Source organism: Nitrospirillum guaranorum (assembly GCF_034653275.1).
Taxonomy (GTDB): domain Bacteria; phylum Pseudomonadota; class Alphaproteobacteria; order Azospirillales; family Azospirillaceae; genus Nitrospirillum.
In genome coordinates, this window is sequence record NZ_JAYEES010000004.1 from 50,393 (window position 1) to 66,489 (window position 16,097).

The window sequence follows — 16,097 nt, forward strand, 5'->3', positions numbered from 1 at the left end:
GGCAACGGGGGAAACCGCCAAGCTTTACTGATAGTTCCGGATGACGCGGTCCAGCGTGCCGTCGCGCCGCAGGCCCTCCAGCGCCGCGCGCAGGCGGGCCACCAGGGCAGGGTCGGTGCCCAGGTTGCAGGCGATGCCCACGGGGGCCACGGCGAAGGTCAGCACCGGCTCGATCGCCACCCCCGCCTGGCGGGCCAGCCAGCGGCCGCTGATGGCGCCGGCGGCGGCCAGGTCGGCGCGCCCGGCAGCCAGCATGGGCATCTGGTTGGCCAGCGCCACCTCGGTGATGTCCAGCCCCTGATCGCGCAGGGTGGTGGCGAGCATGGTGCCCACCGGCACCAGGATGGACAGTGGCGTGCCCCGCGCCTGGGCCTCGGCCGCCAGGGTCTTCACCTCGTCAAGGCTGGCCAGGGTGTGCGTGCCGTCGGGATGGGCGCGATCATAGTGCAGCCAGTCCGCCCGGGCGAACAGGGCGGCGCCGCCTTGCGCGATGGGCGCCACCCACTGGAATTGGGCCTGCCGTTCCGGCGTCTCGTTCACCGCGAACAGGCAGGTTCCAGGCACCTCCTGCACCGTGTGATAGCCCCGGCGCCACGGCATGACCTGCACCTGGTAGGCGATGCCCGCCGCCGTCATCAGCGACGGCAGCAGATCGCCCATGATGCCCGTCAGCCGCCCTGTGGCGGGGTCGGTATAGTTCAGCGGCGGGTTTTCCTCGGTGATCAGCGTCAGGGACACCGCCGCCTCTCCCGCCAGGGCCGCCGGCGCCGTCCCCAGCAAGGCGCCCAGACACAGCGCTATCAGCCGCACAAGGCGGGGCGCATGGGGGGTACGGACTGCGGCGGGGGTATGGGACATCGCTTCCTGGCGGCGGCGCTGCGGGGAAGATCCGCGCCGGGAAGAGGCGAATGGAGGGCCGGGCGGAGTGGGGCATTGTCCGCCGGATTACCTACCAATTTCTTAACGCCAATTTCTTAACGATGGTGAAGGTGCGGCAACCGCCCGCTTCATTGCAGGTTCGCGGCGTTGGCGATCTTGTGCCGCACCACACCGCTGGCGGCCGCCAGGGCCGCCGCGCGCTGCAACAGCCACCCCCGCATTTCCGGCGGCTGGCGGTCCAGGATGGCCTCCACCGCCAGCGCGTCGCCCGCCGTCATGTCGGTGGCGGCGTTCAGCAGCAGTTCCGCCAGCGCGCGGCAGTCGGCCGCCTGGCCCGCCGTGCCGGCCTGGAACAGATGGCGCATGCGGGCGGCCGCCCCATCGGGATCCTGGCTGTACAGCGGGCGCGCCGGGTCGGTGACCTGGAGGTCGGTATCGGGGATATCGGGTGGCGTCATCTGGCCGTTCCTTCGGGGTAGAAGAGGTCGGTCGGGACGTCGGATACCCTAACATCGGCCCCCGGCGCGGGGGAGGCTGCCAAACGGAGAGGGCCGTTCGGGCTATGGCTCGAGACTGTCCGCGATCCGCTCCAGCCGCCCACCGGGTGGTCGCTACACCGCCGCGGGGTTTTCGATGGGCGTCTCCGCCGGCGCCGCCGCCGGCGGGGTGCGGACCGGCATGGCGATGGCGCGCAGCGACGTCGACGTCAAGCCCAGGGCGACGATACCCCATAGCGCCAGGCCGCTGCCCAGGAACATGATCTGCGGCGGGGTGTAGCGCATGAGCCAGCCGCACAAGGCGGACGACAGGGGTGCCAGGCTCATGACGATGAACATGAACAGGCTCATGCCCCGGCCCAGCATGGCGGGCGGGATGCGGCGCTGGATCCAGGTGAAGACGCCGATCTGGATGAAGCCCGCCAGGCAGCCGGCGATGGCCATCAGCAGGGCCGCCTGCCAGGTGTGCTGGGCCAGGCCCATGGGCATGAATACCAGGGCCACCAGGCTGTCGATCAGCAGGATGGTGGCGCCCAGGGTGCGCAGGCGGAAGTTGGGCCGGGCGCCCGACACCGTCATGCCCACCAGGGTGCCCACGCCGTGCAGCCCCATCATCAGGCCGAAGCCGTCGGCGCCGTCGGCCAGCCGGTCGCGGGCGAAGACGGGCAGCACCGCCTGCAAGGGGCCGCCGATGAAGAAGGTGGTGGCCGAGAAATAAAGGCACAGGGCCCTAAGCTCCGGATCCCGCCAGAAATGGCGGATGCCGTCGCCGATGGAGCGGAAGACGGCGCCCAGGCTTTCCCCCGTCCGCGCCGGAGCGCCACCGGGCAAGGTCAGCATGCGCACCCGGTACAAGGTGAGGGCGGAGATGACGAAGGTGGCGCAGTCCACCAGGAAGGCGGCGCCCAGGCCGGCCAGGTCGCCGGGGGCCCCAGGGACCTGTGCGCCGGCGGCGGCCTTGCCGCTGCCGCCGACCACGGCGATCAGGCCGCCGGCCATCAGCGGGCCCAGCAGCAGGGTGGCCTGGCGCAAGCCCATCATCATGCCGTTGGCGGCCTGCAACTGGTCGCCCGGGACCACGCGGGGCAGGATGGTGGTGCCGGCCGGGATGCTGAAGGCGCTGGCAAGGCCGATGCCGAAGGCCACCACGCACAGCACGGGAATGGTCAGGGTGCCGGTCAGCACCCCCACGCCCAATCCGCCCAACAGCACGGCGTTCACATACTTGGTCAGCAGCAGCACGCTGCGCGCGGGATAGCGGTCCACCAGGGCGCCGCCCACCAGCAGGAACACGGCGCGCGGGAGGCTGATCAGGCCCAGCACCAGGCCCATGGCCAGGGTGTCGTTGGTCACGGCCAGCACCAGCCAGGGCATGGCCAGCAGGCTGAACTGGTCGCCCAGCATGGAAATGACGCCGCCACCCAGCAGCCACAGGAAATTGCGGTTGCGCATCAGGGGATTGGGCGGGCGCTTCGGCTTTGTCGTGGCGGACATGGGCGTGCCTCAGGACAACGGGGGGTTGGCGGGCTTGGCCGCCCGGGGACGTCTGGTCTTGGCCGCCGGTGGCGGCGGCACCGGCGGCGGCGTTTGGGCGTATTCCGGGGGCAGGGGCGGCTGGCCCGCGGGAAACAGGCCCATCAGGCGCGCCCGGTCATAGTCGGGCGGACGGATGTCGCCGGCCTCGATGGTTTCCACCAGCTTGGCCAGCCATGCGTTCTCCGTCTCCAGGTGGGCCAGGCCGTTTTCCAGGATGGCCCGCATGCCCGTGGATTGGACGGGCGCCAGATAGTCCGCCAGCGCCTTCAGGGGACGGTGATAGTCCCGCTGCACGGCCAGGCGCTGGCGCAACGCGTCCGCCACCGCGTCGGGATCGGCGTGGTGCAGGAACATCAGCGCGGGATAGAGCGGGTGATAACGGGGCGAGACGTCGGCCAGCCGTTCCGCCATCAAGGCGTGGAACCGGGCACGGCCGGCGGGCGTCAGCCCATAGGTGGTGCGCTCTCCCCCACGGGCCACCGCCTCCACCCCCTTGGCCTCGATCAGGCCGTCGCGCGCCAGGCTGCGCACGGCGTAGTACAGCGTGCCCACGTCCACGTCGATGTAATGGTCGACGTGGGCCGCCGTCAGCCGCCGCTTGATTTCATAGGGGTGCAGGTCGCCGCCCTGCAGCACGCCCAGGATGAGGAGTTCCGCTTTCATAGTTTAAACAAACTAATATAGTTGGATTAAACTATCAATCGGCATTTTACCCGGATTTTATGGGCGTGATGGTTTTCCGTTCGGCCCTGCGCATCCCCCTTGCGGGCGGGCGCCGCCCGCGATTCAATGCGCACCATGAACCGCCTCACCCTCCGCATCGATTTCGGTGACCAGGGCGCCGTCGGCCCCGGCAAGATTCGTCTGCTGGAAGCCATCGCCGAGCACCACTCCATCTCCGCCGCCGGGCGGGCCATGGGCATGTCCTACCGTCGCGCCTGGCAGCTGGTCGACGCCTTGAACCAAACCTTCGCCCAGCCCTCGGTCACCACCCAGGTGGGCGGCGGCGGGGGTGGCGGGGCCGCCCTGACGGAGTTTGGGCATGAGCTGGTGGCGGCCTATCGCACCATGGAGAAGGCGGCGGCCGAGGCCACGGCCGACGTCCGCGCCAGCCTGGCCGGCCGCCTGCGGCCACCCGGCGCCTAAGGTCGCGCGCGGCCGTCTGGACAACGTTGTCAGAAGACGCCGGACCGGCCCCCGTGCTATCCCTCCCACCATAAGAATTGGCAGGAGGAACACCCCATGCGCTTCGCCGGCTTCACGACCTTCGTCGCCGCCTTGGCCACGGCCGTCATCGCCCATGCGGCCGACAACGACCATTTCCGCAGCCGCATCACCCTGTTCGACGTCGCCAGCGGCAAGACCACGGTGCTGTTCACCGACGACACGGTGTGGGAGGCGCCGAATTGGGCGCCGGACGGCCAGTCGCTGCTGGCCAACAGCCAGGGCATCCTCTACCGCATCCCCGTGGCGGGACCGGATGCCGGCCACCCCACGGCCATCCCCATGGGCGACCTGCGCTGCAACAACGATAAGGCCTACACCCGCGACGGCGGCAGGATCGCCGCGTCGTGCGGCGTGGGGTCCATGCGCGACAGCTTCGTCTATGTCGTGGGTAAGGACGGCGTGGCCCGGACCGAGGACGCGCGGCGCATGACGCCCGCGACACCCAGCTATTTCCATGGCTGGTCGCCGGATGGCCAGTGGCTGTCTTTCGTCGCCAAGCGCGACGGCGCCCAAACCTACAACCTCTACCGCGTGCCGGTGGACGGCCCCGTGGATGGCAGCGCGGAACAGCGCCTGACCAACATCGCCGCCAGTGACGACGGCCCGGACTACAGCCCCGATGGGCGCTGGATCTACATCAACTCCGACCGGCAGGGCGGCTGGGACATCTGGCGCCTGCCGGCCGACGGCGCCGGTCCCAACGAATCGCGGGCGCAGCGGGTGACGCAGGACGCGCTGGAGGACTGGTTCCCCCACCCGTCACCGGATGGGCGCCACCTGCTGATGCTGTCCTTCCCCGCCGGCACCAAGACGCACGACGGCCGCATCCCCGGCGTGCAACTGCGTCTGATGGCCCTGCCGGGCGACGCGGCGCCCCGGGCCGACGCCCCCATTCGGACCCTGCTGACCTTTTTCGGCGGCCAGGGCTCCCTGAACGTCAATTCATGGTCGCCGGACAGCCAGCGTTTCGCCTTCGTCAGCTACGAACCCATGCCTTAACTTCCCTGGTCGAGGGCAACCGCCTTGACGATGGCCCACAGCGCCTGGCCGGGGGTGACGCTCAGCGCGTCGGCGCTGGTGCGGGTGATGCGGGCCATCACCGGGACGCCCACGCAGTCCAGGCGCACCACCCGGCTGCCGTGCGCGTCCTCCCGCACGTCGGCGACGATACCGGGCAGGATATTCAGGGCCGACAGGCCCTGCGGCGGCCTGTCGGACAGCAGCACGTCGCGGGCGGGGATGCGCAGACGGGTGCGGGCGCCCGGCGCCAGGTGGGGCGGCAGGTGGGGCACCAAGATGCGGCCCGCGGCGGTGTCCAGTTGGAACAGCCCGTCGCCGGTGCGCGCCTCCACCACCGCGTCCAGCAGCGACCCGGCCTCCGCCCCGCCCGTCAGGTCCATCAGGTCGGGGCGGGACCATAGGGTGCCCGGGGCGCCCACCGCGCGCACGCGGCCGTGGTCCACCATCACCACGGTTGTGGCCAGGCGCGCCACCTCCGCCACCGCGTGGGTGACGTACAGGATGGGCAGGCCGGCATGGTCGCGCAGCCGTTCCAGATAGGGCAGGATCTCGGCCTTGCGCGCCTCATCCAATGCGGCCAGCGGCTCATCCATCAGCAGGATGCGCGGGGCGGCCAGCAGGGCGCGGCCCAGGGCCACGCGCGCCTTCTCACCCCCCGACAGGCCGGCTGGGCGGCGGGCCAGCAGGGGGGCGATGCCCAGCAGATCGGTCACCGAGTTCAGCGTGGGCGCCTCCGCCGTCAAATGGCGGCGGGCGAACCAACGGCCGTACAGCAGGTTCTGCCGCACCGTCAGGTGGGGCAGCAGCCGCGCCTCCTGGAAGACATAGCCGACGCGGCGGCGGTGGGGTGGCAGCCACAGGCCGGCCGCAGTGTCCACCAGCGGCACGCCATCCACGGCGATACGCCCCCGGTCCGGGCGTTTCAACCCCGCCACCAGGTCGATGAGGGTGCTCTTGCCTGAGCCTGACTGGCCGAACAGCACGGTCAGGCCCCGGCCGGCCGTCACCTCCGCCCGCAGGTCGAAGGCGCCCTGGCGCAAGGTGACATCAAGCTCAAGGGCCGGCGGCGCGCTCATCATGACATCCCGCCGATGCGCCGGCTGACGCTGCGCGCTAACGCTTCCGACAGCAGCAACGCCATCAGCGACAGCACCACCGACACCGCCACCAGGCGCAGGGCGCCGGCGTCGCCGCCGGGCGACTGGGTGTAGGCGTAGATGGCGCCCGACAGGGTCTGGGTACGGCCGGGGATGTTGGAGACGAAGGTGATGGTGGCGCCGAATTCGCCCAGCGCCTTGGCGAAGGCCAGCACCGCGCCGGCCAGCACGCCGGGCAGCATCAGGGGCAGGGTGACGGTGGCGAACACCCACAGGGGCGGGGCGCCCAGGGTGCCCGCCGCCTGCTCCAGCCGGGTGTCCACCGCCTCGATGGACAGGCGGATGGCCCGCACCATCAGGGGGAAGCCCATGACGCCGGCCGCCAGCGCGGCCCCCGTCCAATTGAAGGCGAAGACGATGCCGATGCTGGACAGCGGCTTGCCCAACCAGCCCTGCCGTCCCATCAACAGCAACAGGGTATAGCCCGTCACCACCGGGGGCAGGATCAGGGGCAGGTGGACGACGCCGTTCAGCAGGTCGCGCCCCCAAAACCGGCCGCGGGCCAGCGCCAGGGCCACGGCGATACCGGGGGGCAGCGACGCCAGGGTGGCCCAAATGGCCACCTTAAGGCTGAGATGGATGGCCGCCACCTCGTCCGGGCCAAAACCGAAGTCGTTCATGAGGGCCGAGCGGTCAGGAAGGAATCACGGCGCCGACAGTACGGTGAAACCCTGCGCCTCGAACAGGGGGCGCGCCTTGGGGCTGGCCAGGAAATCCAGAAAGGCCCGCGCCTGGGCGCTGGTGGCCTCCTTGGCCAGGGCGATGGGGTAAAGGATGGGCGCGTGGCTGTCGGCCGGGAAGGTGGCGACGATGCGCACCCCCGGCTCCGCCATCGCGTCGGTCTTATAAACGATGCCGAAGGGCGCCTCCCCCCGGGCCACCAGGGCCAGGGCGGCGCGCACGTTCTCCGCCGGGGCCAGGTGGTCCCGCACCTTGTCCCACGCGCCCAGCGTCTGCAGGGCGGCCTTGGCATACTTGCCGGCGGGCACGGCGGCCGGGTCGCCCACCGCCAGGCGGCCCCCCGTCTGCGCGGCATCCAGCGCCTGGTCCAGGGCGAAGCCCGGCTTGATCTCGACGGTGGTCTTGGTATCGGCGGCGGCCACCAGCACCAGCTCGTTGCCCAGCAGGTCCCGCCGGGTGGACGGCTGGATCAGGCCCTTGCCCGCCAGATAGTCCATCCAATCCTCATCGGCCGAGATGAACAGGTCGGCGGGGGCGCCGGCCTCGATCTGCTTGGCCAGCGCGGAACTGGCGGCATAGGTGACGGTGGCCTTGGCCCCGCCGCCCGCCACGAAGGCCGCGTTGGCGGTATCCAGCGCGTTCTTCAGGCTGGCGGCCGCGAACACCAGGGGGCCCCCGCCTTGCGCCAGGGCGGGGGTGGCACCCAGGGCCATCACCGCCGCCATCGCGCCGGCCGCCGCCAGCCGGCCCAGCATCCGCCGGTTCCACATCCCACGCATGTTTCGCCCTTTGCCGTCAGGTTGACGCTATATCTCGATGAATATAGCGTGCGCGCGAAGCTGGCGCCACGCGCAACCTTCGCCGTCACCGATCCCATATCGTTGCAATCCTGCGAACCATGGCCGTCCGCAACGGCGCACAGGCCCAAGGCTGTCGCGCGATTTGCGGGCGGACCGCATGCCCTCTTGCCGCTGGCGGCGGGCGGGGGGCCGCACCACCCTGGCGTCCTGCGGGCGCGGGATCGATCCTGCGCCCATCCCAGTCCTGAACGGGGGTTTAGTCATGACCAGCATTACGTCCGGCACCAACATGACCGTTTCGCTCACCACCCTGCTGCAGGGTGGCGGTGCGGCATCCGGCACCGCGTCATCCACCGGCGCCTCCTCGTCCGACAGCGGCGGCTCGACCAGTGGCGCCAGCGGCAGCACCTCGACCAAGGCCGTGACCAGCACGGTCACCACCACCGCACCGGACGGGTCGACCACCACCACCGTCACCTATTCCGACGGGTCCACCACCACGACCACCACGCCGGCCACCCAGTCGGCCAGCGCCAACGGCGCATCAGGCAAGGGCGGATTGGGGCAAGGCGGCGATGGCGATGCCAGCACCAGCAGCAGCCAGGGCGGGCAGATCAGCTCGGTCAACATGCTGGTGTAATCAAATTACCTTGCGCGCAATATAATTCATCCTGTAGCTTCGGGGCATGATCGGGGACCCCACGGCGCCGCCATGGGCCGTCCCGCCAGCGGAGAAACGGGGGGAAGGCCATGGCGACGGTTTACGACTACACGGTGCGGGACGCGGCCGGCGGCCCGGTGGACATGGCGGCCTACAAGGGCAAGGTCCTGCTGGTGGTCAACGTGGCCAGCAAGTGCGGCTTCACCCCGCAGTACAAGGGACTGGAAGCCCTGTACCGCAAGTACAAGGACCAGGGCCTGGTCATCCTGGGCTTTCCCTGCAACCAGTTCGGCCAGCAAGAGCCGGGCGACGCGCAGGAAATCCAGAACTTCTGCTCCCTCACCTATGACGTCACCTTCCCGGTCCTGGCCAAGGTCGAGGTCAACGGCGACAAGGCCGAGCCGCTGTACGAGCATCTCAAGGGCCGCGCCCGCGGCTTCCTGGGCAGCAAGTCCATCAAGTGGAACTTCACCAAGTTCCTGGTGGGCAAGGACGGCAAGGTGAAGCGCTACGCCCCCCTGGCCAAGCCGGAACAGCTGGAAAAGGCCATCCAGGCGGCGCTTGCCGCTTAACGCCCCCGGGCGCTCGGCACCCGCATTCGCGGGGTTTTCCCACTCGGCCTAGCCCCGGTACTCCCCGGCCAGCAGGCCCATGACCAGGCTGTCGTGCCACTGGCCCATTAGGGAATAGGTCTGCCGCTCCCGCCCCTCGATGCGAAAGCCCAGCTTTTCATAGCAATGGACGGCGCGGGTGTTGATGGCCAGCACCCGCAGGCCGATGCGGTGCAGGCCCAAGGGGCCGAAGGCATGGCGCAACAACAGGCGCATGGCCCGCATGCCCAGGCCCCGGTCCAGCACGCCCGGATCCAGCAGCCCTATGCCTAAGCTGGCGGTGCGCAGGCCGGGCGCCAGCGCGTCGTTCACCCCGCCCAGGCGCACGCTGCCGATCATGCGGTCGGGCAGGGGGCCGTCCGGCCCCTCCACCCCCCGCTCCGGCAGGGCGATGGCCCAGCTGTAGGGGAACTTCAGTTGGTCGGCCATCCACTGGTCGGCATCCGCCTGGGTATAGCCCGGGGGCGCGCCGCTGCCGTCCCAGCCCATCAGGCGGTGGATTTCCGGATCACGGCCCAGGGCCAGGCGCGCGGCGACGTCGTCCAGGCGCAAGGGCCGCAGGATGACGACGCCGTCGTCCAGGGTGGGCACGATCATCGGGGCGGGTATCGCATCCGCATCCACCATGCAGGCATCCTTCCATCACCAGGTCCCCGCGTCCACCTTCCCGAAGGGACGCGGGCCTGGCAAGGCGTAAGGCGGACTGCGAGTGCGATATGGGGCCGTCAGGACTCGATCTTGATCTGGTCCGGGTCGGATACCACGATGTGGGTCTGGTAATAGGACTGGCCGGTGCGTTCGCCACTCTGGTTCAGGTACCAGATGGTGACGCGCCGCGCCTCACCCAGCACGGTGATGCGGTGGCCCTTGAAATGGGCGTCGGCATCCTCGCCGTAGGCTTGCTTGAAGGCCGGCACGGCGCCCGGCAGGATCTCGATCGTCAGGGTGTGCGGGTCGCGGTAGTCCTCCTGCGAATTCAGGAAGATGCGGCCGTTCTGCCGGCCGGTCGCGACCACGTCCAGGACGTAGGTGTCGGAATAGACGTCCGGCGCCACGGCGGCGGCGTAGTGGATGGCGTCCTCGGTGGTCAACGGCTGGGTGGCGCAGCCGGCGGCGAGAAGCGTGGAACCGAGAAGCAGCAGCGCGGCGGTCTTCATGGGCGATGTCCCTGGCAAGATGAGGCGCGCCGGCAGGATAGCCCAGGCCGGCGCCCTCCTTCAATTTCATGGCGACCCTGCGACGTTCTTGCAACTGGGCCGAGGGCGTTTCAGGCCGCCGGCGCCAGCAGCCATAGCAGGAACAGCACCAAAGGTAGGTGGAACAGCAGCTGGGTAAAGCTGAAGCCGACGATATCCTTGGCCTTCAGGCCCAGCACGCCCAGCAACGGCAGCATCCAGAAGGGGTTGATCAGGTTGGGCAGGGCCTCGGCCGCGTTGTAGACCTGCACCGCCCAGCCCTTGTGGGCGTTCACGTCGATGGCGGCCTGCATGACGTAAGGCGCCTCGATGATCCACTTTCCGCCGCCCGACGGCACCAGGAAGCCCAGGATGGCGGAATAGACGCCGATGACGACGGGGAAGGTGCCGCCGCTGGCCAGGCTGACGAACAGGTGTGCCAGATGGTGGGAAATGGACTGCCCGTCCGATCCCGGCACCTGGGTCAGCAACTGGGCGATGGCGCCGTAGAAGGGGAACTGGATCAGGACGCCCGCGGTGCTGGGCACCGCCTTGGACACGGCGGCCAGGAAGCTGCGCAGCCGCCCATGCAGCAGCAGGCCCAGCATGATGAAGAAGAAATTGTAGGTGTTGAGGTTGGAGATGACGCTGAGGGCCGGCTTGTTCTGGAACTCATGCACCAGAAAACCGGCGCCCAGCGCCACGATGACCAGCGGCAGGATGGGCGTCAGCTCCAGCCAGTCGCCCGGCCGGGTGGCGTCCGCTTTCTCGGCGGCGGCCTCCGTCACGTCCACGCCCAGGTCGGCGGCGGTGCGGGCCCGCGCGTCGCCGGGGGCGGAGTAATAGGCGATGGCGACGGACGCCAGCAGGATCACCAGGCCCATCACCATGGACTGCCACAGGAAGATGGTCTGGCTCAGGGGAATGATGCCGGTGATGTCGGCCACCGCCTTGGGCAGGCTGGCCGGGTTGGCCTGCAGCATGGCGGCGGATGAGCTCAGGCCCAGGGCCCAGGTGGCGCCCAGGCCCAGGTATGCCGCCGCCCCCGCCGCCCGGTAATCCACGCGGATGTCCTGGCGCCGGGCCAGGGCCCGCACCAGCAGGGCACCCAGCACCAGGCTGAGGGCATAGTTGAGGTAGGAGGCCGCCATGCTGACGAAGGCGGTGAAGGCGACCGCCCCCCGGCCGGTGGCCGGCACCCGCGCCAGCCACTCGATCAGCCGCAGCACGGGCGGCGAGCTGGCCACGACATAACCGGTGATCACCACCATGGACATCTGGATGGTGAAGGGGATCAGGGACCAGAACCCGTCGCCCACGCCGGCGGCGACGGCACCCACCGGCGCGCCCGTGGCCAGGTTGCCGGCGGCGACTATGATGACACCCAGGACCACGAACACGAAGGCGTCGGGGAACCATGTCTCCGCCCAGCGGGTGAAGGCGATGGCACCGCGCGCCAGCATCCCCTCGTCGCCCGCCCCGGCGCTTTCCATCTTATTGATTGCCATTCACGTTTCCTCCACGCGGGTCTCTCCCCACAGCCATTAACCTTAGCGGCGGGGGCGGGGAAAACCAGCGGGAAGGTGGGGTGTCATATCCCCTCGTCCGGGGTCTTGAACACCCGGGTGCCGCAGATGTGGTCGTGGCCGGCGGTTTTCTGATCGGTGAAGGCCACCATGAGGTAGTTGACGAACAGGGCCACGCCGACGACCACCGCCACCGCCAGGTACAACAGGGGTGCCGTCTTGGCCTGGGATTGCATCAGCAGCAGCGGCAAGGGCAACAGCTCCTGCACGCCGATGCGGGCGAAGGCGATGCCCGGGCCCACCCGCCCGCCGTCGGGCCGCCCCACCACCAATGTCATGAAGCGTTTGCCCGGCGTCGCGCGCATGCCGCCGGCGACGAACAGCGTATGGTATGTGAGGTACAACGCGATATTCACCACGGTTGCCGTGGGCAGGCCCAACGCGCCCTGGTATGCCTCGCCGGCGGCGGTCGCCTGGGTCCTCAGGGGATAGCCGAAGGTCAAGGATGCGGCCAGCGAGGCCACGAACAAGATCAACATGTCGATGAGGGCCGCGAGGGCGCGGCGCCAAAAGCCGCCGTACGTCCAGCCGACGGGGATGGCGCTGTTTTGTGAGGGAAGGGCGGGGGCGGTCGTCTCGACGCTCATGAACCCTCTGTCCTTTGGTTGAGGGGCGGGTCCATGAGGGTAGGCCCATCGGAGCATGAGGACAATGCCGCCACACCAAGTGTCACCGTCTTGAATGAGACGGGGCCGGTGAAGGCGGCGGCAGTGCCTGAAATATTATCGCCATTAAAACGCCGTTTACGCTAAATCAGGATGATGTGCCGAGTTAATTGGCCGTTCATCCCAAGTAAATGGCGCTGTGATTATTGTGTGGCGACTCTTATCACCCTCTTCCCAATAGGGCAAGGGGGTGAGCGTGACGATTTGTTGACTGTGTGTGGACTTGTGACGAGTTGTGACAACTCGCGCAACGCCAGGGGGCGTCGGGTCGGCACATTTCAATCATTGAGGCATGCCGCGGGCAGCTCGCTGTAATCGCCTGGGGCGGGCACGCCCCTGGCGTAATGACCGGTATAGGACTCAGGGTTGCTTTTTATCGTCCGGCTGGCCGCCGGTGGCGCCGTCCGCCGCAGGTTCGGCCTCCGGCATCACACGGCGCAGGCGCGGACCCATCACCTGGAAAACCGGACCGCCGACATACGAGAAATAAATCTTGCGTTGGCTGTGGGAGACGAACATGTGGTGAGCCCGCAAAAAGTCCAGGCCCAGCAGCATTTCGGGCACCTCGCGCCCGCCATGGCTGAACAGTTCGCCAAAGCGCAGACGGACGTGCTTGATCTCCTCGTCCCCCAGGCGAAAACTGTCGAAGACGCCGATGTAGTCCTGCACCTGATCGTCACCGACGCCCATGGCTTTGCCGCTGCGCGTCACGCCGGGGCTTTCCGGTGTCAATCCGGCCCGTGCCGCCGCCCGTTCGGTTAATACCGATGTGGAGGCACCGGTATCCAGGATGGCGCGTATTTCCTCACCGTTGATCAAGACGTTGAGCCAAATCTTCGGATTCTCTTTCGAGAAGCGACTGAACTCCGCCTCATTGAAAGTGTCCGTCCAGTAGGCGAGGGCGACATCCTCGCAATCCTTCGGCTGGAACAAGCTGACCTTATTATGCGCGATATCAATGTCCAGATCGAATTTCGACAGGAAGTTCTCCCCCATCAAGCCGAAGATTTGCTGGTTGTCCGACAGGTCGTGGTTGGTGAATACTGGATAGTCGATATGGTGGGCTTTCCAGTCCCCCAACCGCAATTCCTCGATCCTGGCTTCCTCGACGGTGACCCGTCCCCCGACGCCTTCCATATAGATGCCGGGCACCCAGTGGCCGGACAACTGCAGCCTTTGCGCCGCCGGCTTGGTGATCGTGCCGAAGGTGGCGCCGGTGTCCATGATCAGGTAACCGTCGTGGCCGTTCACGCCCACGTCCAGCAAGGGCATGTTGGCGTCCATGGTCAAGGCCAGGGTGCCGACGCGCAGCAGCTGGCACTTGCGCTTGTCTTCCCCCGCCCAGGCATCGCCGTGGGTGCCGAACGTGGCGCAGGTCAGGGTCAGGCCCAGGGTAGCCGCCATGAGGCGGCGAAGGGTGCGACGGCGTTGCGTCGTCATGGTCATGCTTCTTTCTGCATCGAAGGCTGCGGGCGGTCTGATCGGGTGGCTGAGCACCCGGGGCTGGCCATCGCGTCGATGGTCTTCATCACCGGGCGGGTTCGCGCCGGCACCGCCGTCAAGCGTTCGGCCCGGCGCCCCCCGGCACCGGAACCATGCCGATCCCCAACCGGGGCCGGTCTTCCCATCATCACCGTCAGACATCCCCAGGGCCGTCACCCCACGCGCGGCCATTGCGCAAACAATGCCATGACGCTCGGTGGTTGTGGAAGATGGAACCTACCGAATCGTGGGCGGGAAGCCGATCACCATCGTTCCTTGCCAGGGAAGGATGACGTGCGACCGCCGCGCGCCGCAGGAGGTAACGCCTCCGCTCTTCTGATTCGTAAAGTTCCGGCCTGTGGACCTCAGCGCCCCTGAGTCTCCGCCGCCGTGTCGGCCGCCTGGTCGGCGCGGGGCAGGCGGGGGCCCATGACCTGGAAGATGGGGCCGCTGCCGACATAGGCGAAATAGAGCCGGTGCTGGCTGTGTGAGATGAACACGCGGTGGGCCCGCAGGAAGTCCAGGCCCAGCAGCATTTCGGGCACGTCCCATCCGCCGGTGCCGAACATTTCGCCGAAGCGCAGGTGGACGCGGCGGATTTCCTCATCCCCCAGCTTGAAGCTGTCGAACAGGCCGACGTAGTCGTCGACCGCGTCATTGCCGATGCCGCTGGACTTGCCGGCGTGCGTGACGCCTGGGGTTTGCGGCGTCATGCCCACCCGCGCCGCCGTTTGCAAGGTCATGACCGAGGTCTCGGCGCCTGTGTCCAGGATGGCGCGCACCGGCTGCCCGTTCACCAGGACGGTCAGCCAGATGGGCGACCCGTCCTCCCGCATGCGCTCGATCTTCGTGTAGTCGTAAGGCACGCCCCAGTAGGAGGCCAGGGCTGTGTGCTCGCACTCCTCGGCGTGGAAGAGGACCAGGCGGTTGTGGGCGATGTCGATGTCCAGGTCGAAGTTCGACAGGAAGCGTTCACCCAACACGCCGACGACGTCCGGCCCGTCGCCAACGTCGTGGTTGCTCAAGACCGGCATCTCCACCCGGTGGACCAGCCAGTTGCCCAGCGTCATGTCGTCGATCTGGGTGGAATACAGGGCGACGTGGCCGCCCACACCCTCGGCATGCATGCCGGGCTCCCACCCGTGGCGCAGCTTCAGCCGTTCGGCGGCCGGCTTGGTGATGAAGTTGGTGTCGGCGCCGGTGTCCAGCAGCATGTGCACCGGCTGGCCGTTGATGCCAACGTCCACCAGGGGCATGTTCCGGTCCATGGTGAGGGTGAGGTTGCTCACCGGTTGCAGCTGGCATTTCGACTTTTCCGCCGCGGCGGGTGACGCCGCCAAACCCAGGCACACCAGGCCCCCGGCCGTCACCAGCAGGGCGAGCCGACGCCACGCCATCGCCGGTCCCGCCGCCCCGGCCGGACCCGCACCCCTCACAGTCAGAACCATAAACGCCCCCCATCCCCGTCCACCGGGGCCGGCGCACCCCCGGCGCCGTTCTTTGGCGCCAGGATAGTACGGCACGGCCCCGGCGCGCCAGGGAGTCGCGGGGCGGGGTCAGCCCTTGGCCGCGAACATCTTGGCCGTGACGTCGGCCATCTCTTCCGCCGACGGCTTGCGGCGGGGGCTGGACAGCGACCAGTCCTGGCCGAAGGGGTCGGTCAGCTTGCCGTAGCGGTCGCCCCAGAACTGATCGGCCAGCGGCATGGTGATGGTGGCGCCGGCGGCCACGGCCTTTTCCCAGGCGGCGTCGACGTCGGCCACGGTGATGTGCAGGGTGATGGAACAGATGCCCACCGCCTTGGGCGCGCGGCTGCGGCCGCCGGAGAATTCCGGGAAGTCGTCGTTCAGCATCAGCACGCCACCGTCGGGGAAGACCAGGCTGGCGTGCAGCACCCTGCCGTCCGGCGTCAGATGGCGGCTGGCTTCGGTGGCGCCGAAGGCGCGGGTGTAGAAGTCGATGGCCGCGGCGGCGTTGTCGACCGTCAGATGGGGCAGGGGATGGCGGGGATTGGGCTCGGTCATGGCTGGTGTCCTCCCGGTTCGGTGTCGTGGCCGGCCAGGTGTCCGCTGGCCGGCGCCGACGATCTTACACGGTCAGGATGACGCTTACGCGGCCCA

Annotated in this window: 18 protein-coding genes; 4 read left to right on the top strand and 14 right to left on the bottom strand. The window is 68.6% G+C overall.

Going from position 1 to position 16,097, the window contains the following annotated elements; all coding sequences use genetic code 11:
- Positions 1-24: 24 nt before the first annotated feature.
- The 4 genes from UAJ10_RS21980 to UAJ10_RS21995 all read right to left on the bottom strand — a co-directional run bounded on the left by UAJ10_RS21980 (position 25) and on the right by UAJ10_RS21995 (position 3,575).
- Complete coding sequence (locus UAJ10_RS21980) at positions 25-858, bottom strand: substrate-binding periplasmic protein (protein WP_322917405.1); 834 nt, start codon at positions 856-858, stop codon at positions 25-27.
- 149 nt (positions 859-1,007) lie between these two features.
- A complete protein-coding gene (locus UAJ10_RS21985) occupies positions 1,008-1,337 on the bottom strand; it encodes a hypothetical protein (RefSeq protein ID WP_322917406.1) in 330 nt (109 codons plus the stop codon).
- Between the two features lie 153 nt (positions 1,338-1,490).
- Positions 1,491-2,870: an MFS transporter gene (locus UAJ10_RS21990; RefSeq protein WP_322917407.1), complete on the bottom strand. Its 1,380-nt coding sequence runs from the start codon at positions 2,868-2,870 to the stop codon at positions 1,491-1,493.
- 9 nt (positions 2,871-2,879) lie between these two features.
- Positions 2,880-3,575 carry a PadR family transcriptional regulator gene (locus UAJ10_RS21995; RefSeq protein ID WP_322917408.1) on the bottom strand — a complete coding sequence of 232 codons (696 nt, stop codon included), beginning with the start codon at positions 3,573-3,575 and terminating at the stop codon, positions 2,880-2,882.
- 135 nt (positions 3,576-3,710) lie between these two features.
- Between UAJ10_RS21995 and UAJ10_RS22000 the strand changes: the two genes are divergently transcribed.
- Both UAJ10_RS22000 and UAJ10_RS22005 read left to right on the top strand, forming a co-directional pair.
- Positions 3,711-4,058, top strand: coding sequence for a winged helix-turn-helix domain-containing protein (locus UAJ10_RS22000; RefSeq protein ID WP_322917409.1), 348 nt, complete (start codon positions 3,711-3,713; stop codon positions 4,056-4,058).
- A gap of 96 nt (positions 4,059-4,154) precedes the next feature.
- Positions 4,155-5,138 (top strand): TolB family protein, encoded by a 984-nt coding sequence (locus UAJ10_RS22005; protein WP_322917410.1) that lies wholly within the window; start codon positions 4,155-4,157, stop codon positions 5,136-5,138.
- Here the strand turns inward: UAJ10_RS22005 and modC are convergent.
- Genes modC through modA form a run of 3 tightly spaced genes read right to left on the bottom strand, consistent with a single transcriptional unit; the run spans position 5,135 to position 7,752 of the window.
- On the bottom strand, positions 5,135-6,235 hold the full coding sequence (modC, locus tag UAJ10_RS22010) for a molybdenum ABC transporter ATP-binding protein (RefSeq protein WP_322917411.1): 1,101 nt from the start codon (positions 6,233-6,235) through the stop codon (positions 5,135-5,137). The genes UAJ10_RS22005 and modC overlap by 4 nt on opposite strands.
- Entirely contained in the window at positions 6,235-6,936 is a 702-nt protein-coding gene (modB, locus tag UAJ10_RS22015; protein WP_322917412.1) for a molybdate ABC transporter permease subunit, read from the bottom strand. Before modB ends, modC begins: the two co-directional genes overlap by 1 nt.
- Before the next feature lie 24 nt (positions 6,937-6,960).
- Positions 6,961-7,752 (bottom strand): molybdate ABC transporter substrate-binding protein, encoded by a 792-nt coding sequence (gene modA, locus UAJ10_RS22020; protein WP_322917413.1) that lies wholly within the window; start codon positions 7,750-7,752, stop codon positions 6,961-6,963.
- A 307-nt stretch (positions 7,753-8,059) separates the two neighbouring features.
- Here modA and UAJ10_RS22025 point away from each other — a divergent pair, with 307 nt between their 5' ends.
- Both UAJ10_RS22025 and UAJ10_RS22030 read left to right on the top strand, forming a co-directional pair.
- Positions 8,060-8,437, top strand: a complete 378-nt coding sequence (locus UAJ10_RS22025) for a hypothetical protein (RefSeq protein ID WP_322917414.1) — start codon at positions 8,060-8,062, stop codon at positions 8,435-8,437.
- Positions 8,438-8,547: 110 nt separating this feature from the next.
- Positions 8,548-9,030, top strand: a complete 483-nt coding sequence (locus UAJ10_RS22030; protein WP_322917415.1) for a glutathione peroxidase — start codon at positions 8,548-8,550, stop codon at positions 9,028-9,030.
- A gap of 48 nt (positions 9,031-9,078) precedes the next feature.
- Here UAJ10_RS22030 and UAJ10_RS22035 read toward each other — a convergent pair whose 3' ends face one another.
- From UAJ10_RS22035 to UAJ10_RS22065, 7 genes are all read right to left on the bottom strand, one after another.
- Positions 9,079-9,696, bottom strand: coding sequence for a GNAT family N-acetyltransferase (locus UAJ10_RS22035; protein ID WP_322917416.1), 618 nt, complete (start codon positions 9,694-9,696; stop codon positions 9,079-9,081).
- Positions 9,697-9,794: 98 nt separating this feature from the next.
- On the bottom strand, positions 9,795-10,226 hold the full coding sequence (locus UAJ10_RS22040; protein ID WP_322917417.1) for a hypothetical protein: 432 nt from the start codon (positions 10,224-10,226) through the stop codon (positions 9,795-9,797).
- Positions 10,227-10,336: 110 nt separating this feature from the next.
- Positions 10,337-11,752, bottom strand: a complete 1,416-nt coding sequence (locus tag UAJ10_RS22045) for a short-chain fatty acid transporter (RefSeq protein ID WP_322917418.1) — start codon at positions 11,750-11,752, stop codon at positions 10,337-10,339.
- Positions 11,753-11,835: 83 nt separating this feature from the next.
- Entirely contained in the window at positions 11,836-12,417 is a 582-nt protein-coding gene (locus tag UAJ10_RS22050) for an RDD family protein (RefSeq protein ID WP_322917419.1), read from the bottom strand.
- A 438-nt stretch (positions 12,418-12,855) separates the two neighbouring features.
- The gene (locus tag UAJ10_RS22055; RefSeq protein WP_322917420.1) at positions 12,856-14,139 is read right to left on the bottom strand and encodes a retroviral-like aspartic protease family protein; all 1,284 of its coding nucleotides are present in this window, start codon (positions 14,137-14,139) and stop codon (positions 12,856-12,858) included.
- 203 nt (positions 14,140-14,342) lie between these two features.
- Positions 14,343-15,374 carry a retroviral-like aspartic protease family protein gene (locus UAJ10_RS22060; protein ID WP_322917421.1) on the bottom strand — a complete coding sequence of 344 codons (1,032 nt, stop codon included), beginning with the start codon at positions 15,372-15,374 and terminating at the stop codon, positions 14,343-14,345.
- Between the two features lie 159 nt (positions 15,375-15,533).
- Positions 15,534-16,001 (bottom strand): VOC family protein, encoded by a 468-nt coding sequence (locus UAJ10_RS22065; protein ID WP_322917422.1) that lies wholly within the window; start codon positions 15,999-16,001, stop codon positions 15,534-15,536.
- Positions 16,002-16,097: the final 96 nt, after the last annotated feature.